The sequence below is a fragment of the Streptomyces sp. CA-243310 genome, from assembly GCF_050936775.1.
Taxonomy (GTDB): domain Bacteria; phylum Actinomycetota; class Actinomycetes; order Streptomycetales; family Streptomycetaceae; genus Streptomyces.
Map to the genome: position 1 here is coordinate 2,890,609 of NZ_JBNJMF010000001.1, position 15,910 is coordinate 2,906,518.

General features: G+C 72.9%; 12 protein-coding genes. 5 read left to right on the top strand and 7 right to left on the bottom strand.

Annotated features, from left to right (window positions below; translation table 11 throughout):
* Positions 1–57: 57 nt before the first annotated feature.
* Positions 58–552 (bottom strand): N-acetyltransferase family protein, encoded by a 495-nt coding sequence (locus tag ACQEVM_RS12950; protein WP_433078090.1) that lies wholly within the window; start codon positions 550–552, stop codon positions 58–60.
* A gap of 55 nt (positions 553–607) precedes the next feature.
* A complete protein-coding gene (locus ACQEVM_RS12955; RefSeq protein WP_433078092.1) occupies positions 608–2,680 on the bottom strand; it encodes a M20/M25/M40 family metallo-hydrolase in 2,073 nt (690 codons plus the stop codon).
* Positions 2,681–3,112: 432 nt separating this feature from the next.
* On the opposite strand from ACQEVM_RS12955, the gene ACQEVM_RS12960 reads away from it, so the two are divergent.
* The 3 genes from ACQEVM_RS12960 to ACQEVM_RS12970 all read left to right on the top strand — a co-directional run bounded on the left by ACQEVM_RS12960 (position 3,113) and on the right by ACQEVM_RS12970 (position 5,156).
* On the top strand, positions 3,113–4,024 hold the full coding sequence (locus ACQEVM_RS12960) for an ABC transporter ATP-binding protein (protein WP_433078094.1): 912 nt from the start codon (positions 3,113–3,115) through the stop codon (positions 4,022–4,024).
* 47 nt (positions 4,025–4,071) lie between these two features.
* On the top strand, positions 4,072–4,905 hold the full coding sequence (locus tag ACQEVM_RS12965; protein ID WP_433078095.1) for an ABC transporter permease: 834 nt from the start codon (positions 4,072–4,074) through the stop codon (positions 4,903–4,905).
* An 80-nt stretch (positions 4,906–4,985) separates the two neighbouring features.
* Entirely contained in the window at positions 4,986–5,156 is a 171-nt protein-coding gene (locus ACQEVM_RS12970) for an MbtH family protein (protein ID WP_433078097.1), read from the top strand.
* 47 nt (positions 5,157–5,203) lie between these two features.
* On the opposite strand, the gene ACQEVM_RS12975 is transcribed toward ACQEVM_RS12970, so the two are convergent.
* The 5 genes from ACQEVM_RS12975 to ACQEVM_RS12995 form a co-directional block, all read right to left on the bottom strand.
* Positions 5,204–7,378, bottom strand: coding sequence for a penicillin acylase family protein (locus ACQEVM_RS12975; protein WP_433078099.1), 2,175 nt, complete (start codon positions 7,376–7,378; stop codon positions 5,204–5,206).
* 99 nt (positions 7,379–7,477) lie between these two features.
* Positions 7,478–9,049, bottom strand: coding sequence for an amidohydrolase (locus ACQEVM_RS12980; RefSeq protein ID WP_433078101.1), 1,572 nt, complete (start codon positions 9,047–9,049; stop codon positions 7,478–7,480).
* 12 nt (positions 9,050–9,061) lie between these two features.
* Positions 9,062–9,919, bottom strand: coding sequence for an ABC transporter ATP-binding protein (locus ACQEVM_RS12985; protein ID WP_433078103.1), 858 nt, complete (start codon positions 9,917–9,919; stop codon positions 9,062–9,064).
* Positions 9,916–10,956 (bottom strand): FecCD family ABC transporter permease, encoded by a 1,041-nt coding sequence (locus ACQEVM_RS12990; protein WP_433078105.1) that lies wholly within the window; start codon positions 10,954–10,956, stop codon positions 9,916–9,918. Before ACQEVM_RS12990 ends, ACQEVM_RS12985 begins: the two co-directional genes overlap by 4 nt.
* Before the next feature lie 71 nt (positions 10,957–11,027).
* Positions 11,028–12,098 (bottom strand): FecCD family ABC transporter permease, encoded by a 1,071-nt coding sequence (locus ACQEVM_RS12995; RefSeq protein WP_433078107.1) that lies wholly within the window; start codon positions 12,096–12,098, stop codon positions 11,028–11,030.
* A gap of 194 nt (positions 12,099–12,292) precedes the next feature.
* Between ACQEVM_RS12995 and ACQEVM_RS13000 the strand changes: the two genes are divergently transcribed.
* Positions 12,293–13,990: an ABC transporter ATP-binding protein gene (locus tag ACQEVM_RS13000; RefSeq protein WP_433078109.1), complete on the top strand. Its 1,698-nt coding sequence runs from the start codon at positions 12,293–12,295 to the stop codon at positions 13,988–13,990.
* Entirely contained in the window at positions 13,987–15,885 is a 1,899-nt protein-coding gene (locus ACQEVM_RS13005) for an ABC transporter ATP-binding protein (RefSeq protein WP_433078111.1), read from the top strand. The genes ACQEVM_RS13000 and ACQEVM_RS13005 overlap by 4 nt, the downstream gene beginning before the upstream one ends.
* Positions 15,886–15,910: the final 25 nt, after the last annotated feature.

Consider the following 15,910-nt stretch of genomic DNA (forward strand, 5'->3'; position numbering starts at 1 on the left):
CCCCGTGTGGACCTGTGGTCCGAATCGCGACAACTACCCGTCGAAGCCGGGGGATGGTCAGTCCCCGGCGGTCCAGCGGTACGTGGCGTCCGGCTCCTTCTCCTCGTTGCGGCTGCCGTCGTTGAAGTCCACGGCGACGAATCCGTGTCGCTCGTAGAAGGCGCGGGCGCCGGTGTTGCGCTGGAACACGTGCAGCGTCAGCTCCGCGGGGCTCGCCCCGCGGACCAGCTCCAGCAGCCGCGAGCCGATGCCGCGGCGCAGGGCGTCGGGCCGCAGGTAGAGGTGGTCGAGTTCGGTGCCCTCCAGCGAGGCGAAGCCCAGCAGCTCGCCGTGCTCGTCCTCGGCGACCCAGACGGTGCTGTCGGGGAGGACGACGTGCGTGATCCAGGCGAGGGTGTCCTCGTCGCTGTGGACCCGGGGGAGGTAGGGCATCGCGGCGGCGCGCGAGGCCAGGAAGACCCCCGTGACGGCCTGCGCGTCCTCGGCCGTGGCGTCGCGCAGTCGCACCGTGCCCCGGTCCTGTCCCTGCTGGGCGGGCTCGTTCACTGTCATCCGTCTCTCCAAGCTGTCGGTGTGGTCGTGCCCGCCCGGCGGGCACGACCCGTGGTCAGAAGGTGTAGGTGCGGCTCGCCAGGGACAGGCCCGCCTCGTCGGCGAAGTACGCCCGGTCCCCGGGGAGCGGTCGGTCCAGGGCGGAGGCGGGCAGCCCCGCCTCCTCGGTCATGGCGAGCAGTCGCACCGGACCGTCGCCCCGCACGGTCAGGGTGAGCGTGAACCCCTCCGCCGGCGGCGCGGCGTGGACGAACCCCCACTTCCAGGGGGTCGCGGTGTACGAGCGGTTCTCCCCGCCGGGCATCTCGCCCGAACCGCCGGGGGCGCCGGCCAGGTTCGCCTTGACCACCTCGGTGGACGAGGTGTCCACGTAGAGCGCGGTCAGGACGGAGCGGCCCCGCTCGGCGGACACGGACAGGGTCAACCGGCGTCCTTCCGCGACGCGTTCGTCGGAGACGGTTCTCACCACCGGTTCCGCGACCGCCACCGCCGGGGCGTCACCGACGAGGTGACCGCCGGGAGGCGCCGGCAGGGCCGGGATGCTGTTCTCCAGCTCCGATGTGCGTTCCCCGTCGGTGTAGTGGGCCACCCACGAGTCCGGGTCGGCGTTCTCCGACACCCAGTACGCGCGTGCGCGGTCCAGGTCCCGGGCGTACATCAGGCTCACGGGCAGCGGGTGGCCGCGGTCCGTGCCGTCGACCGCCGCGCCGACGCCCAGTAGGGTGACTCCCGACAGGGCGAGGGCGAGACCACCGGCGAGCCCGGCGCGCGGCCGACCCGCGAGGTGGGCCGACGGCAGCAGCAGCAACACCGCGACCAGCGCCACGAAAACCAAGGGAGCCGCCGCCGCGCCGAGTTGGACCGCCGGGAACAGCAGGACGACCAGCGGGACGATCAGGACCGCGGCCGGCAGGCCCGGCAGGGCGAGGGCCACGGGACGCCAGGGCGACTCCTCGGCGAGCCGCGCCGTCAGGGCCAACGCCGCCGCGCCCGCGAGCGCGGTCCACGTGAACAGGTAGCACGCGCCGGGCAACGCCAGGGCGGTGGCCAGGGCGAGCGCCACCAGCCACGCCAGCACCGCCGCCAGGGACTCCGGCTGCGTCGTACGGGTGCGGCCCCACCGCGTCCAACCCCAGGCGACCGCCACGACGAGCAACACCAGCCCGGCGACGATGAGTTCCGTCCGGTACGGATCCCCGTGCGTGAACCGGCCGTAGGCGGGCTTGACCAGCAGGAGGGCCTGCCAGGAAGCCCAGCCGACCGCCCCCGCCGCCACCAGGACCACCGGGAACGCGGCCGCCGCCACCGCCACCCTCCGCAGGCGCAACGCCCGCCGCCGGCGGGCGTACCAGCCGGCCGCGACGGCGGCGAGAAGAGCCGCTCCCGCCAGGGGCAGCACCGCTCCGGCCGGGTAACGCACCAGTACCGGGCCCACGTTGAACCAGGTCGCGTCCGAAGCCCCGGCGATCCGCTCCAGGTTCGCGCCCGCGAGGCTCCGGGTGGCGGAGAGCGCGGTGGCGCCCAGGTCCTGGAGGCTGCCGGAGTCGACGTGCTCGATGTCGTCCTCGGTGGAGTGGTAGCGCGAACTGCCACCGATCACGGCGAAGTTCAGACCGGTCAGGCCCGCGTCGCGAAAGTGCGTGAAGTCGGTCTCGTTGGGGAGCAGCCGGTAGACCTCGTCGGCCAGGGAGGTGGTGACCGGCGGTCGGTCGCCCAACGCACCGACCACGCCCGCGCTGCGCTCGCCCGTCTGGAACATGACGGCCGGCCCCGTGGTGCCGCGGGCATCGAAGTTGATCACGACGTCCCGTCGCGGGTCGAGGGACGGCGTGTTCCGCACGTACGCCCGGGCCCCGAGCTGCCCGATCTCCTCCGCGTCGGTGAAGAGCAGGACGACGTCGTTGCGCGTGCGCTCCCCGGCCTTGAGGACGCGGGCGATCTCCAACACCGCGCCCACGCCGAGTCCGTCGTCGGACGCGCCGGGACCGGAGGACGTGGAGTCGGTGTGGGCGACGAGCAGGATCCTTCCGGTCGACGAACGTCCGGGGACGGTCGCCGTGATGTTGTGGACCCGCCCCGCCAAGTGTGAGGCGGAGGAGCCGGGAAGCACCTCCGTCGCCTCCTGCACCGATGGATTCAGGCCAAGTTTCCGCAACTGGCCTTCCACGTAGCCGCGCACCCGGTCCGACGCCGCAGATCCGGAGGGATGGGGGGTGGTCGCGATCTGCTCGATGTGCTCTTTCGCACGCCCTGCGGAAAAGGAACTCGGCGCCTCATCTTTGCCCATAGGCAAGGAAGTTGACTGCACCGACAATCCGCAGAAGGCCGCCGTCAGGGCGAGCAGCGCGACCGCCGACAGCGCAGGCATGCGCGTTCTCATTCGTGTCCCCCGGCACTTGGCGAACCACCAGGCGGGTTCGTTCACCGAAGCAACGTAACAGCACCGGGCAATCGTTGATAGATCTTGCCGGGTCCGGCCCCATGGTGTTTGGATGGGCAGCCGCAGGACGGCCATGACCAGTTGCCCCGCGATGTCAACGGCTTTGAGGGGGATTCAAGGGTGAACGTCCCCGCTGTCCGCATGAGCGGCGCGGTCAAGAGCTACGGGTCGACCAGGGCCGTCGACGGATTGGACCTGGAGGTGCCGGCCGGGATGTTCCTCGGCCTGCTCGGTCCGAACGGAGCGGGCAAGTCCACCACCATGCGCATGCTCACCGGGCAGAGCAGGGCGGACAGCGGTACCGTCGAGGTCTTCGGGCACCGACTGCCCGAGGAGTCCCGTCGCGTCCGGTCCCTGATCGGGGTCGTGCCGCAGCACGACAACCTCGACTCCGAGCTGTCGGTCCGACAGAACCTCGACGTCTTCGCCCGGCTGGGCGCCGTGCCCGCGCGCGAATGCCGGGCCCGGGTGGACCGGGCACTGGCCGACGCACGCCTCACCGATCGAGCCGGCCACCGCGTCGACGCCCTCTCCGGCGGCATGCGCAGACGACTGCTCCTGGCCCGGGGGACCCTGCTGTCCCCCCGGCTGCTGCTGCTCGACGAACCCACCGTCGGCCTCGATCCGCAGATCCGCCAGGACCTCTGGGACGTCATCGAGGAACTGCGGGCGGGCGGCACCACCGTGGTGATGTCCACCCACTACATCGAGGAGGCCGAGCGCCTCGCCGACAGCGTGGCCGTGGTCTTCGGCGGCAGGCTCGTCGCCCAGGACACCCCTGCGGAACTGCTGCGCGCGCATGCCGGGGCGCAGGCCGCCGAGTACCGGGGCGACGCGGCGCGCCGCGCCCGCGTGGAGCGGGTCGCGACCGAGGCGGGCCTGCCCAGCCGACGGACCGGACTCTCCGTCTCCGTGCTGCGCGCCGAGACCATGACGGCCTCGGTCCACGAACTCCTGGGCGCACCGGACGTCCTGCGCCCCACCACGTTGGAGGACGTCTTCGTCGTCCTGACCGGGGCACTCTTCAGCTGACTCGCCCCGCCCGCGACGGCTCCGCCGTTCCAGAAAGGACCCTTCCCATGACGAGGGCAGCTCCCGCACGCCCCGCGCAGACGCGGGTACGCGCCCCGGAGGACTCGCGGAGGGCGACCCCGGTGCTCTGGCCCACCCTGCGGGCCGTCTGGCTGCGGGAACTCCTGCTCTTCCGCCGCTACTGGCCCGCCGTGACCTTCGGTTCCCTGGTGGAGCCGCTGGTGTACATGGCTGGATTCGGGCTGGGGTTCAGCCGGTTGATCAGCACGGCGGAGGGGCGCCCCTACATCCAGTTCATCGGCACCGGCATGGTGGTCACGTCGGTCCTCTTCGCCTCGGCGTTCGCCGGGATGTTCGAGACCTTCAACCGCCGGTGCTACCAGAAGCTCTACGACGACATGCTCAGCCGGCCGGTCGACGTCTGGGAACTGATCACGGCCGAGGCCTCCTGGATCGCGGTCAAGTCGTCGATCTACAGCTCCGCCCCGCTGCTCATCACGCTCGCCGCGGGCCTGCCCGCGACTCCCGGACTGCTGCTGGTGCCGTTCATCGCGCTCTTCTCCGGGTTCGGCTTCGCCCTGTGCGGCATGTGGGTCTCCTGCCTGGTGCCGGCGATCGACTGGCTGCGGTTGGTGGTGTCGGGCGTCCTCACGCCGATGGTCATGGCGGCGGGGGTGTTCTTCCCGTTGGACGGCCTGCCCGGGTGGATCGGAGGCATCGCAACCGTGAATCCGATCTACCACTGTATGGAATTGGTGCGTCACTCGGCGTTCGGGACTCTGGGAATGGGCGACCTCGTCCACGCGCTCGTCCTGATCGGATTCACGGCCCTCAGTTGGTTCCTGGCATTGCGCGGGATGACCCGCCGCCTCATCGACTGATTTCCGATACCACGAGTACATGTTTGAACATACATGTATCGGTATATTCTTCCATTAATGTGACTGAAAGGGAGGTCGTCATGACCAACCCGTTCGACGATCCGGACCGCCTCTTCCGCGTGCTGCGCAACACCGGCGGCGAACACTCGCTCTGGCCGGACGGCATCGAGGTTCCCGCCGGCTGGCAGGTCGTCCACGGCGAGGCCTCGCGCACCGCCTGTCAGAGCTGGATCGAGGACAACTGGCGCTGAGGAGCCGCCCGGTGGCGGCCCCGCCCCGTCCGATACCGGCCCCCGCCTCAGCGGGAGCGGACCGCTTCCGCCGCCGGCAGGGTCCGCGGCGCACTGGTGCGCTCGTGGACGAGGCTGGCGAAGTCCGTCAGCACGGGCACGAGTTCGCCGCGCAGCCATCGGGGCAGCTGGTCGCGGTGGTGTCCGCCGGCCGCAAAGCCCGTGGCGCCCAGCGGTACCACCCAGAGGCTGCGGTCCCGGTCGGACAGGTCCCACACGTAACGGGCGGACGGACCGCGCGAGCTGAGATCGGTGACACCCGGGGTGCTGGAGGTCGCCAGGACGCAGTCGTGGTCGCCGCTCAGCCCGGGCCCTGCCCCTCCCTCCCCGAAGGTGTCCCCGGACGTGTCCCCGGACAGGCCGCCCGACGGCAGTGCGCGGAGCGGGGCCAGTCGGTGCGACGCGCCCCAGGCGAGGGACTCCTCCCGCGCGACCTCCTCCAGGGACGCCCGCAGAATGCCGGTCAGCGGCAGTCCGGGCAGCAGGTCCGTCGTGAGCAGGTTCTCCAGGGCGAAGGCGACCTTCGCGGTGAGCGTCAGCCACGGCCGGAACACCGACGGATACGGCAGGGTCGCGGCCAGCGGCCTCAGTTGCGGGGAGGACGCGATCCGGCGGGTGACGGCCGAACGCAGCCGCGCGTAGTCGCCGGCGGTCCGACTGTCCGCGTCCATGCGCAGGTCCCACGCCAGCAGCCGCTCACGCAGCCGTTCGGCCCCGGAGCCCAGACCGTTCAGGCGCCCGACGGCCGCCAACAGCGGTCGGGCCGCCTCCAGCAGGGTGTCCATGTGGACGGTGGACATGGCCGGTGCCGTCCACTCCCGGGACTCCCGCAACAGCGCCTCGATCCGCCGCGCCCGGTACGGCGGGGCGAACTCCACCCCGAGCGGGGTCGCGATCCCGCGGGCGTTGGCCATCACGGCGAGGCCCTCCGCCCCGGCGTCCTCCCGCGGCGTCGCGAGCGGCCCCCGCCAGTCGTGCCCCGCGTGCCAGGCCGGCACGATCCGCAGCCCGTTGTCACGATGGCGATCGGGCACGTAGCCCGCGACCCGGTGCAGCAGCCCCCCGGCCGTGTCGGCGGCGTGGACCACGTTGACCGGTTCGATCCAGCCGTCGAGCGCCCGGTCCACGTCCTCGACGGTACGCGCCCGCATGAGGGCCGGGATGGTCGCGAAGCCCAGGTCCCCGGTGACCCTGGGCGGGTACCGCAGGCTGACCCGGCCGGGTCCTTCGGTCGGCTCGGGCTCCCGCGGACCGCCCGGAACCCGCCCGCCGATGACGATCGGGCCGCGGTCCGTCTCGATCACGTCGATCTCGACGGGAGCGCCGTCCGCGACCTCGACGACCTCCCGGTGATGACGGGCCGGCCGCCAACCGTCCGGCCCGAGCGCCTCGAACCCGCCGTCGTCCCCCGTCGGTGACACCGGGCGCAGCCGTTCCCGGTAGAGGTCGTGGTAGTCGGACATCGCGTTCGTGATGGCCCAGGCCACCGAGCCGGTGTGACCGAAGTGCGCGATGCCGGGCACGCCGGCGACGGCGAAGCCGACGACGTCGTACTCGGGGCACGACAGGTGGACCTGCTGGTAGAAGCCCGGATCCTGGATGAAGCGGTGGGGGTCTCCCGCGATGATCGGGGCGCCGGTGGCGGTCCGGTCGCCCGACACCATCCAGCCGTTGGAGCCCGCCGTGCCCGGATCGTCGGTCGCGAACAGTTCGGCGGCCTCCTCGCCCAGCCGGCGGATCACCTCCTCGCGCCACAGCTTGGTGGGGAACCCCGCGAACAGGATGTGGTGGGCCAGCCAGATCCCGAGCGGGGTCCACGGCTGCCAGCGTCCGGGTGCGAGACCGACCGCGGCGAACTCGGGAGCCGCGGCCGCGCCGTCGGCCAGGACCGCGTTGACCCCGTCGACGTACGCGCCCACCCACGCGGCCGTCTCCTCGTCGAGACCGGCGAAGCAGCGCCGCGCGGTGTCGTCCAGCCGCGCCTGACGGGCGAACCGGTCCCAGGCCACGGCCTCCGGGCCGAGGAACGAGGCCGTGGTGCCCTGCGAGCGATGCCGCTCGACCTCGATCTGCCAGGCCCGGTCCCGTGCGGCGTTCTCCCCTTGCCCGTAGGCGAGTCGGAGGTGGTCGGACGCTTGCAGATGGGGGATGCCCCACGCGTCCCGGTACGTGCTGACCGTCATTCGTCTGCGACCTTCCCACCCGACAGCGATCGAACTTAGGCTACCCTAAGTCGACTGGCTCCGGTCCGGGACCTTCGGGTGTCGAGCGGGCGGGCGCGGTCACACCCGGCCCGCCGTGGGCGCGCCGTCCACGTACGTGTCGAGCACCTCGATGTCGCCGATGCGCGAGGTCTCGACCCGCGTGGGATCGTCGGCGAGCACCACCAGATCGGCCCACTTTCCCGGCGCCAGACTGCCCGCGCGGTCCTCCCGGCGGCAGGCGTGGGCGCCGCCGACCGTGTACGCGTACAGGGCCTCCCGGACCCCGATCGCCTCGTCCGGGCCGATCGCGCGCCCCGACAGCGAGGTCCGCTCGACCATGAACTGGACGCCCCGCAGGGGGGAACCGTCCGTCACGGGCCGGTCGGAGCTGCCCACCAGGTTCACCCCGTGGTCGAGGAACCCGCGACCCCGGTACATCCACGGAGCCCGCTCGGGACCCATGACGGCCGCGTAGTCGTCCCCGAAGTACCGCAGGAAGTTCGGCTGGACCACCGCGCTGAGACCCAGCGCGGCGAACCGCGGCAACTGGTCCGGGCGGATCAGCCCGGCGTGTTCGATCCGGTGCCGGGCGTCCGGCCGGGGCCGCAGGGCCTGGGCCCGCTCCAGCGCGTCCAGGGCGAGGTCGGCGGCTCGGTCGCCGATGGCGTGCACCGCGAGCTGCCAGCCGGCGAGGTGGCCGTCCACGATCGAATCGGTGATCGCCTCGGGGGAGTCCTGGAGTTCACCGATGCCGTCCGTCCCGACGTACGGGCCGGTCAGCGCGGCCGTACGGGCCATCATGCCGCCGTCGGTGTAGATCTTGAGCGCGCCGACGGACAGCCAGTCGTCCCCGAACCCCGTCCGCAGCCCCAGGTCGAGCGCGCGCGGGAAGCCGTCGTCCGCATGGGCCGCGACGGGATGCAGGGTGTCCCCGGCCGCCATCAACTGGACCCGCAGCGGGAGCCGACCGCGGTCGCGCAGCAACTGGTAGGCGCCGGCCTCGACCGGGCTGTGGCCGAGGAGCCCGCCACCGATCCCGGCCTCCGCGCACGCGGTGATGCCCTCGCGCAGGCACTGCCGGCCGGCGCGTTCGACGGCGTCGGCCAACTCCTCCTGGGAGTAGGGAAGGCGCAATCGCCTGGCGGCGGTCATGGCGCTCTCGGCGAGGAAGCCCCCGCCGGCCGCGGCCGAGGCGGGCAGCAGGTCCAGGACCGCGCTGTCGACCACGCAGCCGTGCCCGGAGTCGTGCAGCATGAACACCTTGCGGCCGGCACTCACCTTGTCCAGTTCGACGGCCGTCAGGTGCCGCCCCAGGGCCCGCTGGTCGTATCCGACGATGTCCACCCAGGCCCCGACCGGCTTGTCCGCGACGGCCCGCGCCACCACCGCCAACACGTCCTCGACCCGCTCGCACGGCGCCACGCTCGGCGTGGCGGCCTTCAGACCCGTCCAGGCCAGGTGGACGTGGCTGTCGATGAACCCCGGCAGCACGGTGGCGCCCTGGAGGTCCACCACCTCGCGGGCGGGCAGCCCCGTCACCGCCTCGTCGAGGCCGACGATCCGGCCGCGCCAGATCCCGATGTCGTGGGCGACGGGATGCGCCGGGTCCATGGTGACGACGTGCGCGTTGGTCAGCCGCGTACTGAGCATGGGCATCGGTCCTCAGGAAGTGGGAGCCACCGGTTCCGGCGTCAGGGGGTGGCGGGTACGGGCGGTGGGGACCATCAGCGGGGTGCCGGTCTCCGGGTCCTCGATGATCCGGCAGGGCAGGCCGAAGACGTCCTGCACCAGTTCGGCCGTCATCACCGTCGAAGGGTCGCCCTCGGCGGCGATCGTGCCGCCGGGCCTCATGACCACCAGGTGACTGGCGTACCGGCAGGCCTGGTTGAGGTCGTGGAGCACGGCGACGATGGTGTGGCCCTTGTGCTCGTGCAGGTCGGCGCAGAGGTTCAGCACCTCCACCTGGTGGGCGATGTCGAGGTAGGTGGTCGGCTCGTCGAGCAGCAGGATCGACGTCTGCTGGGCGAGCACCATGGACAGCCAGACGCGTTGGCGCTGCCCGCCCGAGAGGTCGTCCACCGGCCGGTCGGAGAGCTCCAGCACCCCGGTCTGGCGCATCGCCTCGACCACCGCGTCCTCGTCCTCCGGGGTCCACTGCCTGAGCATCCGCTGGTGCGGGTAGCGCCCCCGGGCCACCAGGTCGCCGACGGTGATCCCGCCCGGGGCGGTCGAGGACTGCGGGAGCAGACCGAGTCGGCGGGCCACCTCGCGCGAACGGTACGAGGCGATGGCGGCCCCGTCCAGGTAGACCTCGCCCGCCGCGGGCTTGAGCATCCGGGCGAGCGCCTTCAGCAGGGTGGACTTCCCGCAGGCGTTGGGGCCGATGATCACGGTGAAGGAGTGGTCGGGGACGACCACCCCGAGGTCGGTGGCCACGGTCCGTTGCTCGTAGCGGAGGGTCAGGCCCTCGGCCCGCAGCCGGGCCGACGGGACGGTGTCCGGAGCGCTCGTACGTGTCATGCGCGGCTCTTTCGCGACTCGGTGACCAGCAGCCAGATGAGGTAGAGACCGCCGATGACTCCCGTGGCGGTGCCCACCGGAAGGAGGGCGTGGGTGAACAGGCGCTGGACCGCGAGGTCGCTCACGGCCAGCAGGACGGCGCCCATCAGGGCGGCCGGGACCAGGCCGGAACCCGAGGAGCGGATCAACTTGCGGGCCAACTGGGGCGCGGCCAGCGCGATGAACACGATCGGGCCCGTGACCGCCGTGGCGAAGGCGGCCAGCGAGACACTGACGATCAGCAGGGCCGTCCGGGTGCGCGCCACGTTCACCCCGAGCGCCATCGCGGTGTCGTCGCCCATCTCCACCATGGTCAGCCGGCCGCCGAGGAGGAACGCGAGCGGCAGCAGGACGGCCACCGCGATCCCGACGGCCGCCGCGTGGTCCCAGGTCCGGTTGCCGAGGGTGCCGACGAGCCAGGCCTGCGCCTCCAGCGCCTCCTGCCAACTGGCGCGGGTGATCAGGTACGCGTTGACGGCGAGCAGCAGTGCGCTGACCCCGATGCCGACGACGACGAGACGGAACCCCTGCACGCCCCCGCTGAACACCAGCAGGTACACGGCGAGGGCCGTGGCCAGCCCGCCGATCAGGGCGCCGAACACGATCTGGGTCATGCTGCCGTGCAGGGTGACGATCACGACCAGCGCCCCGGTCGCCGAACCGTTGGTGAAGCCGATGATGTCGGGGCTGCCCAGGGCGTTGCGGGTCAGGCTCTGCAGGATGGCGCCGCTCACCGACAGGGCGGCGCCCACGCACAGGGCGGTCACCAGACGGGGCATGCGCAGCGTGTTGACGATGAAGTCGGCCGCTCCGGAGCCCTGGCCCGTGAGGGCCCGGAGGACCTCGGGCACGGACAGGGTGAAGTCGCCGGTCGCCAGGGTGACCAGCATGACGGCGACGAGCACGACGGCCAGCGTGACGCCGACGAGGAGCGTACGGCCGTGGAAGCGCAGCGAGACGCCCCCTCGACGCCCGCGCACCACCCGGCCGGTGATCACCCGCGAAGGGGCGGTGGGACGGGGCTTCGGGCGGTCGGCCGCGGCGGGCGCCCCCGTTCCCCGGGCGGGGCTCACAGCATGACCAGCTTTCGGCGGCGGCAGAGGACGAGGAAGAGCGGCGCCCCGACGAACGCGGTGACAATGCCCACCTGGATCTCGCCGGGCGCGCCGACCACCCGGCCCAGGACGTCGGACCCGACGAGCAGGATCGGTGCCAGCAGCACCGAATAGGCCATCACCCAACGCTGGTCGGGGCCGACCAGGAAGCGGGCCACGTGCGGGACCACCAGGCCGACGAACCCGATCGGGCCGGCGGCGGCGGTCGCGGCCCCGCACAACAGCATCACCGCGATCACCCCGAGGATCCGGGTGCGGCCGACGTTCACCCCCAGGGCGCGGCCGAGTTGGTCGCCCATGGCGAGGGCGTTGAGGGAGGGGGCCAGCAGCAGGGCGAGGACCAGTCCGGCGACGACGAAGGGCAGGATCACCCAGACCACGTCCATCCGGCGGCCGGCGAGCGCACCCACCGTCCAGTGGCGGAACTGGTTGAAGGCGCGCGGGTTCAGCAGCAGGATCGCGGAGTTGAAGGCGTACAACACGGCGGTGACGGAGGCACCGGCCACCACCAGCCGGTCCGGGGTGGCCAGGCTCCGCCCGGCCGAGCCGAGCAGGAAGACCACGACCGAGGCGACGGCGGCTCCCACGAAGGCGAACCAGACGTAGCCGAGGGCCGAACCGATGCCCAGGAAGGCGATGGCCACCACCACCCCCGTCGAGGCCCCCAGGCTCACCCCGAGGAGGCCGGGGTCGGCCAGCGGGTTGCGGGTGAGGGCCTGCATCAGGGCACCGGACAGCCCGAGGGCGACGCCCACCAGCAGCCCGAGCACGGTCCGGGGGATCCGGTAGCTGTGGATGATCACGGAGGTCTGCGAGTCGTCGGGGTTCCACAGCACGCCCCACGTCGAGGTGAAGGGGATGTCGCGGGTGCCCGACCACACGCTCAGCAGGGAGACCACCACGAGCGCGGCGAGCGCGACCAGCAACCCCACGCTCCGCACGGCGGCCATCGCGGCTCCGCGTCCCCGAGGGGGCGGCAGCTCCTCGGCATCACGTCCGACCTTCGCCCGGGTCTCGACCGACAACACGGCTCCCCTCGGCGACCGGTCGCACACTGCGACCAAGCACGTTCAACTTAGGTGAGGCTAACCGAATGTTCTCGGAGGGGTCAACGCGCTTGTACCGCAAGGCAGTCCATCGGGCGCGGGAATTCGCACCCGATGGGGAGGGTCGAACATTAGAGTAGCCTCACCTAACCCGAGACCTCCGGAGGTCCCGCATGCTCGACGGCAGCCCACCCGGAGGCTCTGTCCTCCGGCGCGCGATCACCGCGCAGCGGCGCCGGGTCGCCGCCGCCTCGCTCCTCGGAACCACCCACCAGGCCTGCGAGGCCATGGTCCCCGTCGTCATCGGCGTCATCATCGACCGGGCCGTCGCCACCGGATCCGGAGCGGCACTCCTGCGCTGGCTGCTCGTCCTCGCCGTGCTCTTCCTCGTGTTGTCCACCTGCTACCGCACCGCGGCCCGCATCACCGACGGCTCCGGCGAACTGGCCGCGCACCGCATCCGCACCGAACTCGGCATCCGGGTCCTCGACCCGCGCGGCGGCGCCGACTCCGGCCGGCTGCCCGGCGCGCTCACCGCCATGGCCACCGGCGACGCGGCCCGGGTGGGCGCCGTGGTCGCCGCCCTGCCGTACGGGATCGCCGCCGTCGCCGGGCTCGCCGTCAGCGCCGTGGCCCTGCTGCGCGTATCGGTACCCCTCGGCCTGCTCATCCTGCTCGGGGTGCCGCCCCTGCTGTGGCTCGGACACCTCATCAGCCGCCCCCTCGAACGGCGCAGCGAGGCCGAACAGGAACAGGCCGCGCACGCCTCCGGAGTCGCCGCCGACCTGGTCGCCGGCCTGCGCGTGCTCAAGGGCATCGGCGCCGAACCCGCGGCAGTGGACCGGTACCGCCGCACCAGCCGGGACTCCCTCGCGGCAGCCCTGCGCGCCGCCCGCAGCCGCTCCTGGCACGACGGGGCGATCCTCTCCCTGACCGGCGTCTTCATCGCCGTCATCGGGCTGGTCGGAGCCCGCCTCGCCATGAACGGCTCGCTCAGCGTCGGTGAACTCGTCGCGGCCGTGGGCCTCGCGCAGTTCCTCCTCGGCCCCTTCCAACTCCTCACCTACGTCAGCGCCGAGTTCGCGCAGGGCCGTGCCTCCGCCGCCCGGATCGGCGAGGTGCTCGACTCCTCGCACGCCGTGCCCGCCGGAACCGCCACCCCGCCCGACCCGTTCACGGGCGGACTGCGGCTGCGCGGAGTCTCGTACGGGGCGCTGCGCGACATCGACCTGGACATCGCGGAGGGCAGCCTGGTCGGCGTCGTCTGCCCCGACCCGGCCGCCGCCACCGACCTGCTGCTGTGCCTCGGACGTGAGTTCGACCCGGAGCGCGGCACGGTCGAACTGGGCGGGATCGCCCTGTCCTCCCTCGACCCCGACGCCGTACGCCGCGCCGTCCTCGTCGCCCACCACGACGCCGACCTCTTCGAGGCCAGCCTGCTCGACAACATCCGGGCGGGGTCCGACACCTCCGTGGCCGACCTCGCCCCGGTGCTCAACGCCTCCACCACCGACGACGTCGCCCGTGCGCTTCCCCGGGGCGTGCACACCCCGCTCGGCGAACGCGGCAGGTCGCTGTCCGGCGGCCAACGCCAACGGGTCGCACTGGCCCGGGCCCTGGCCGCCGACCCGCACGTCCTGGTCGTCCACGACCCGACCACCGCCGTGGACACCGTCACCGAGTCGCTGATCGCGGCGCGCCTGCGCGACCTGCGCAAGGGCCGCACCACGCTCCTCGTCACCACCAGCCCCGCGCTGCTGTCCGTCACCGACCGCGTCGTGGTCATCCGCGACGGCGCCGTCACCGCCGACGGCCGCCATCCGGAACTCGTGACCGACGACGCGTCCTACCGATCGGTGGTGCTCGTATGAGTTCCGACGACACGCCCGAAGAGCCGACCGGGCGGAACGAGCCGACCGGGTCGACCGGGTCGACCGACGCACCGCCGCCGGGCGGGACGAGCGCCGCCGCACGCGCCATCCTGCCCGTGGCCACCAGCAAACAGACCCTCACAGCCGTCGCCGAACTGCTGCGCGGACGCCGCCTCCAGGCCCTCACCGCCGCGACCGTCCTGACCCTCGGCACCGGCATCGGCCTGCTCACCGCCCCGATCCTCGGCCGCATGGTCGACCTGGTGGCCGCGTACCGGGGCACCGGCTCGCTGACCGTCCCGATGATCCTCCTGCTCGCCGTGGCCGTCGGCCGGGGCGCCGCCACCGCCCTCGGCAGCTCCCTCGTCGCCCGGCTCGGCGAAACCGTCCTCGCCGGGGTGCGCGAACGGTTCATCGAACGGGCCCTGAACCTCCCACTGGAACGCGTCGAACAGGCCGGCTCGGGCGACCTCACCTCACGGGTGACCGGCGACGTCACCCTCATCACCCGGGTCGTGCGCCAAGCCCTCCCCGAGTTCACCACCGCCCTCCTGACCATCGTGCTGACCCTGGCCGGACTCGCCGTGCTCGACTGGCGGTTCCCGCTCGCCGTACTGCTCGCCGTCCCGGTCCACGTCCTGACCGTCCGCTGGTACATCCCGCGCGCGGTCCCCGTGTACGCCGCCCACCGCGTCGCCAACGGCGCCCTCCAGCACCAGCTCCTCGACAGTGTGGGCGGCGTGCGCACGGTACGGGCGTTCCGCCTGACCGGGCAGCACGCCCGACTGCTGGACGCGCGCTCGCGGGAGGCCGTCGACCTGGCCCTGCGCGGGATCAGGCTCGTCTCCGGCTTCTTCTCCCGGCTCAACCTCGCCGAGTTCATCGGACTCGCCGCCGTACTGGTCACCGGCTACCTGCTGGTCGGCAACGGCTCCGTGAGCATCGGCACCGCCACCGCCGCGGCGCTCTACTTCCACGGCCTGTTCAACCCCGTCAACACGGCCCTGTTCCTCATCGACGACGCCCAGTCCGCCGGCGCGAGCCTCGCCCGGCTCGTCGGCGTCGCCTCCCTGCCGGCCGAGGAGGGGCCCGCGGGGGCGGCCCGACCGGCCGACGGTTCCGTACGGGTCCGGGCGCTCGGCCATGCGTACGAGGCCGGCCACCCGGTCCTGACCGAGGTGGAGCTGGAGGTCCGGGCCGGGGAACGCGTGGCGCTCGTCGGCGCCAGCGGCGCCGGCAAGACCACCCTCGCCAAGCTGATCGCCGGCGTCCACCGACCGACCTCCGGCTCGATCGAACTCGGCGGCGCCGACACCCGCGAACTCGGCCCGGCGGGCGTACGCGCCGCCGTGACCCTGATCAGCCAGGAGGTGCACGTCTTCGCCGGACCGCTCGCGGACGACCTGCGGCTGGCCCGGCCCGCGGCGACCGACGCGGAGATCACCGCCGCGCTGGCCCGCGTCGATGCCCTGACCTGGGTGGAGGCCCTGCCCGAGGGCGTGGCCACCGTCGTGGGGGAGGGCGGACACCGGCTGACGGTGACGCAGGCCCAGCAACTGGCCCTGGCCCGGCTCGTGCTCGCCGATCCGCCCGTGGCGATCCTCGACGAGGCCACCGCCGATGCCGGGAGCGCCGGCGCCCGCACCCTGGAAGCCGCCGCGCTGCGCGCCCTGGAGGGCCGGACCGGACTCATGGTCGCCCACCGGCTGCCGCAGGCGGCGAGCGCGGACCGGATCGTCGTCCTCGACCGGGGCCGGGTCGTGGAGAGCGGCACCCACGCGGAACTGGTCGCCGCGGGCGGCCGCTACGCCGGCCTCTGGGCGGCCTGGTCCGACAGTCGGCGCTCCGGTCCGACGGACGCCACCCTGCCCCTGCCCCGGCCCCGCGAGGCCTGAGCACCCCGGGACGACCCCGCCCGGT

Bases quoted from the DNA above. Each gene is read 5' to 3' on its own strand.
- ACQEVM_RS12970 (WP_433078097.1), top strand. From the start codon at position 4,986: ATGACCAACCCGTTCGACGATCCGGACCGCCTCTTCCGCGTGCTGCGC.
- ACQEVM_RS12965 (WP_433078095.1), top strand. From the start codon at position 4,072: ATGACGAGGGCAGCTCCCGCACGCCCCGCGCAGACGCGGGTACGCGCC.
- ACQEVM_RS12975 (WP_433078099.1), bottom strand. From the start codon at position 7,378: ATGACGGTCAGCACGTACCGGGACGCGTGGGGCATCCCCCATCTGCAA.
- ACQEVM_RS12980 (WP_433078101.1), bottom strand. From the start codon at position 9,049: ATGCTCAGTACGCGGCTGACCAACGCGCACGTCGTCACCATGGACCCG.
- ACQEVM_RS13000 (WP_433078109.1), top strand. From the start codon at position 12,293: ATGCTCGACGGCAGCCCACCCGGAGGCTCTGTCCTCCGGCGCGCGATC.
- ACQEVM_RS12950 (WP_433078090.1), bottom strand. From the start codon at position 552: ATGACAGTGAACGAGCCCGCCCAGCAGGGACAGGACCGGGGCACGGTG.
- ACQEVM_RS13005 (WP_433078111.1), top strand. From the start codon at position 13,987: ATGAGTTCCGACGACACGCCCGAAGAGCCGACCGGGCGGAACGAGCCG.
- ACQEVM_RS12985 (WP_433078103.1), bottom strand. From the start codon at position 9,919: ATGACACGTACGAGCGCTCCGGACACCGTCCCGTCGGCCCGGCTGCGG.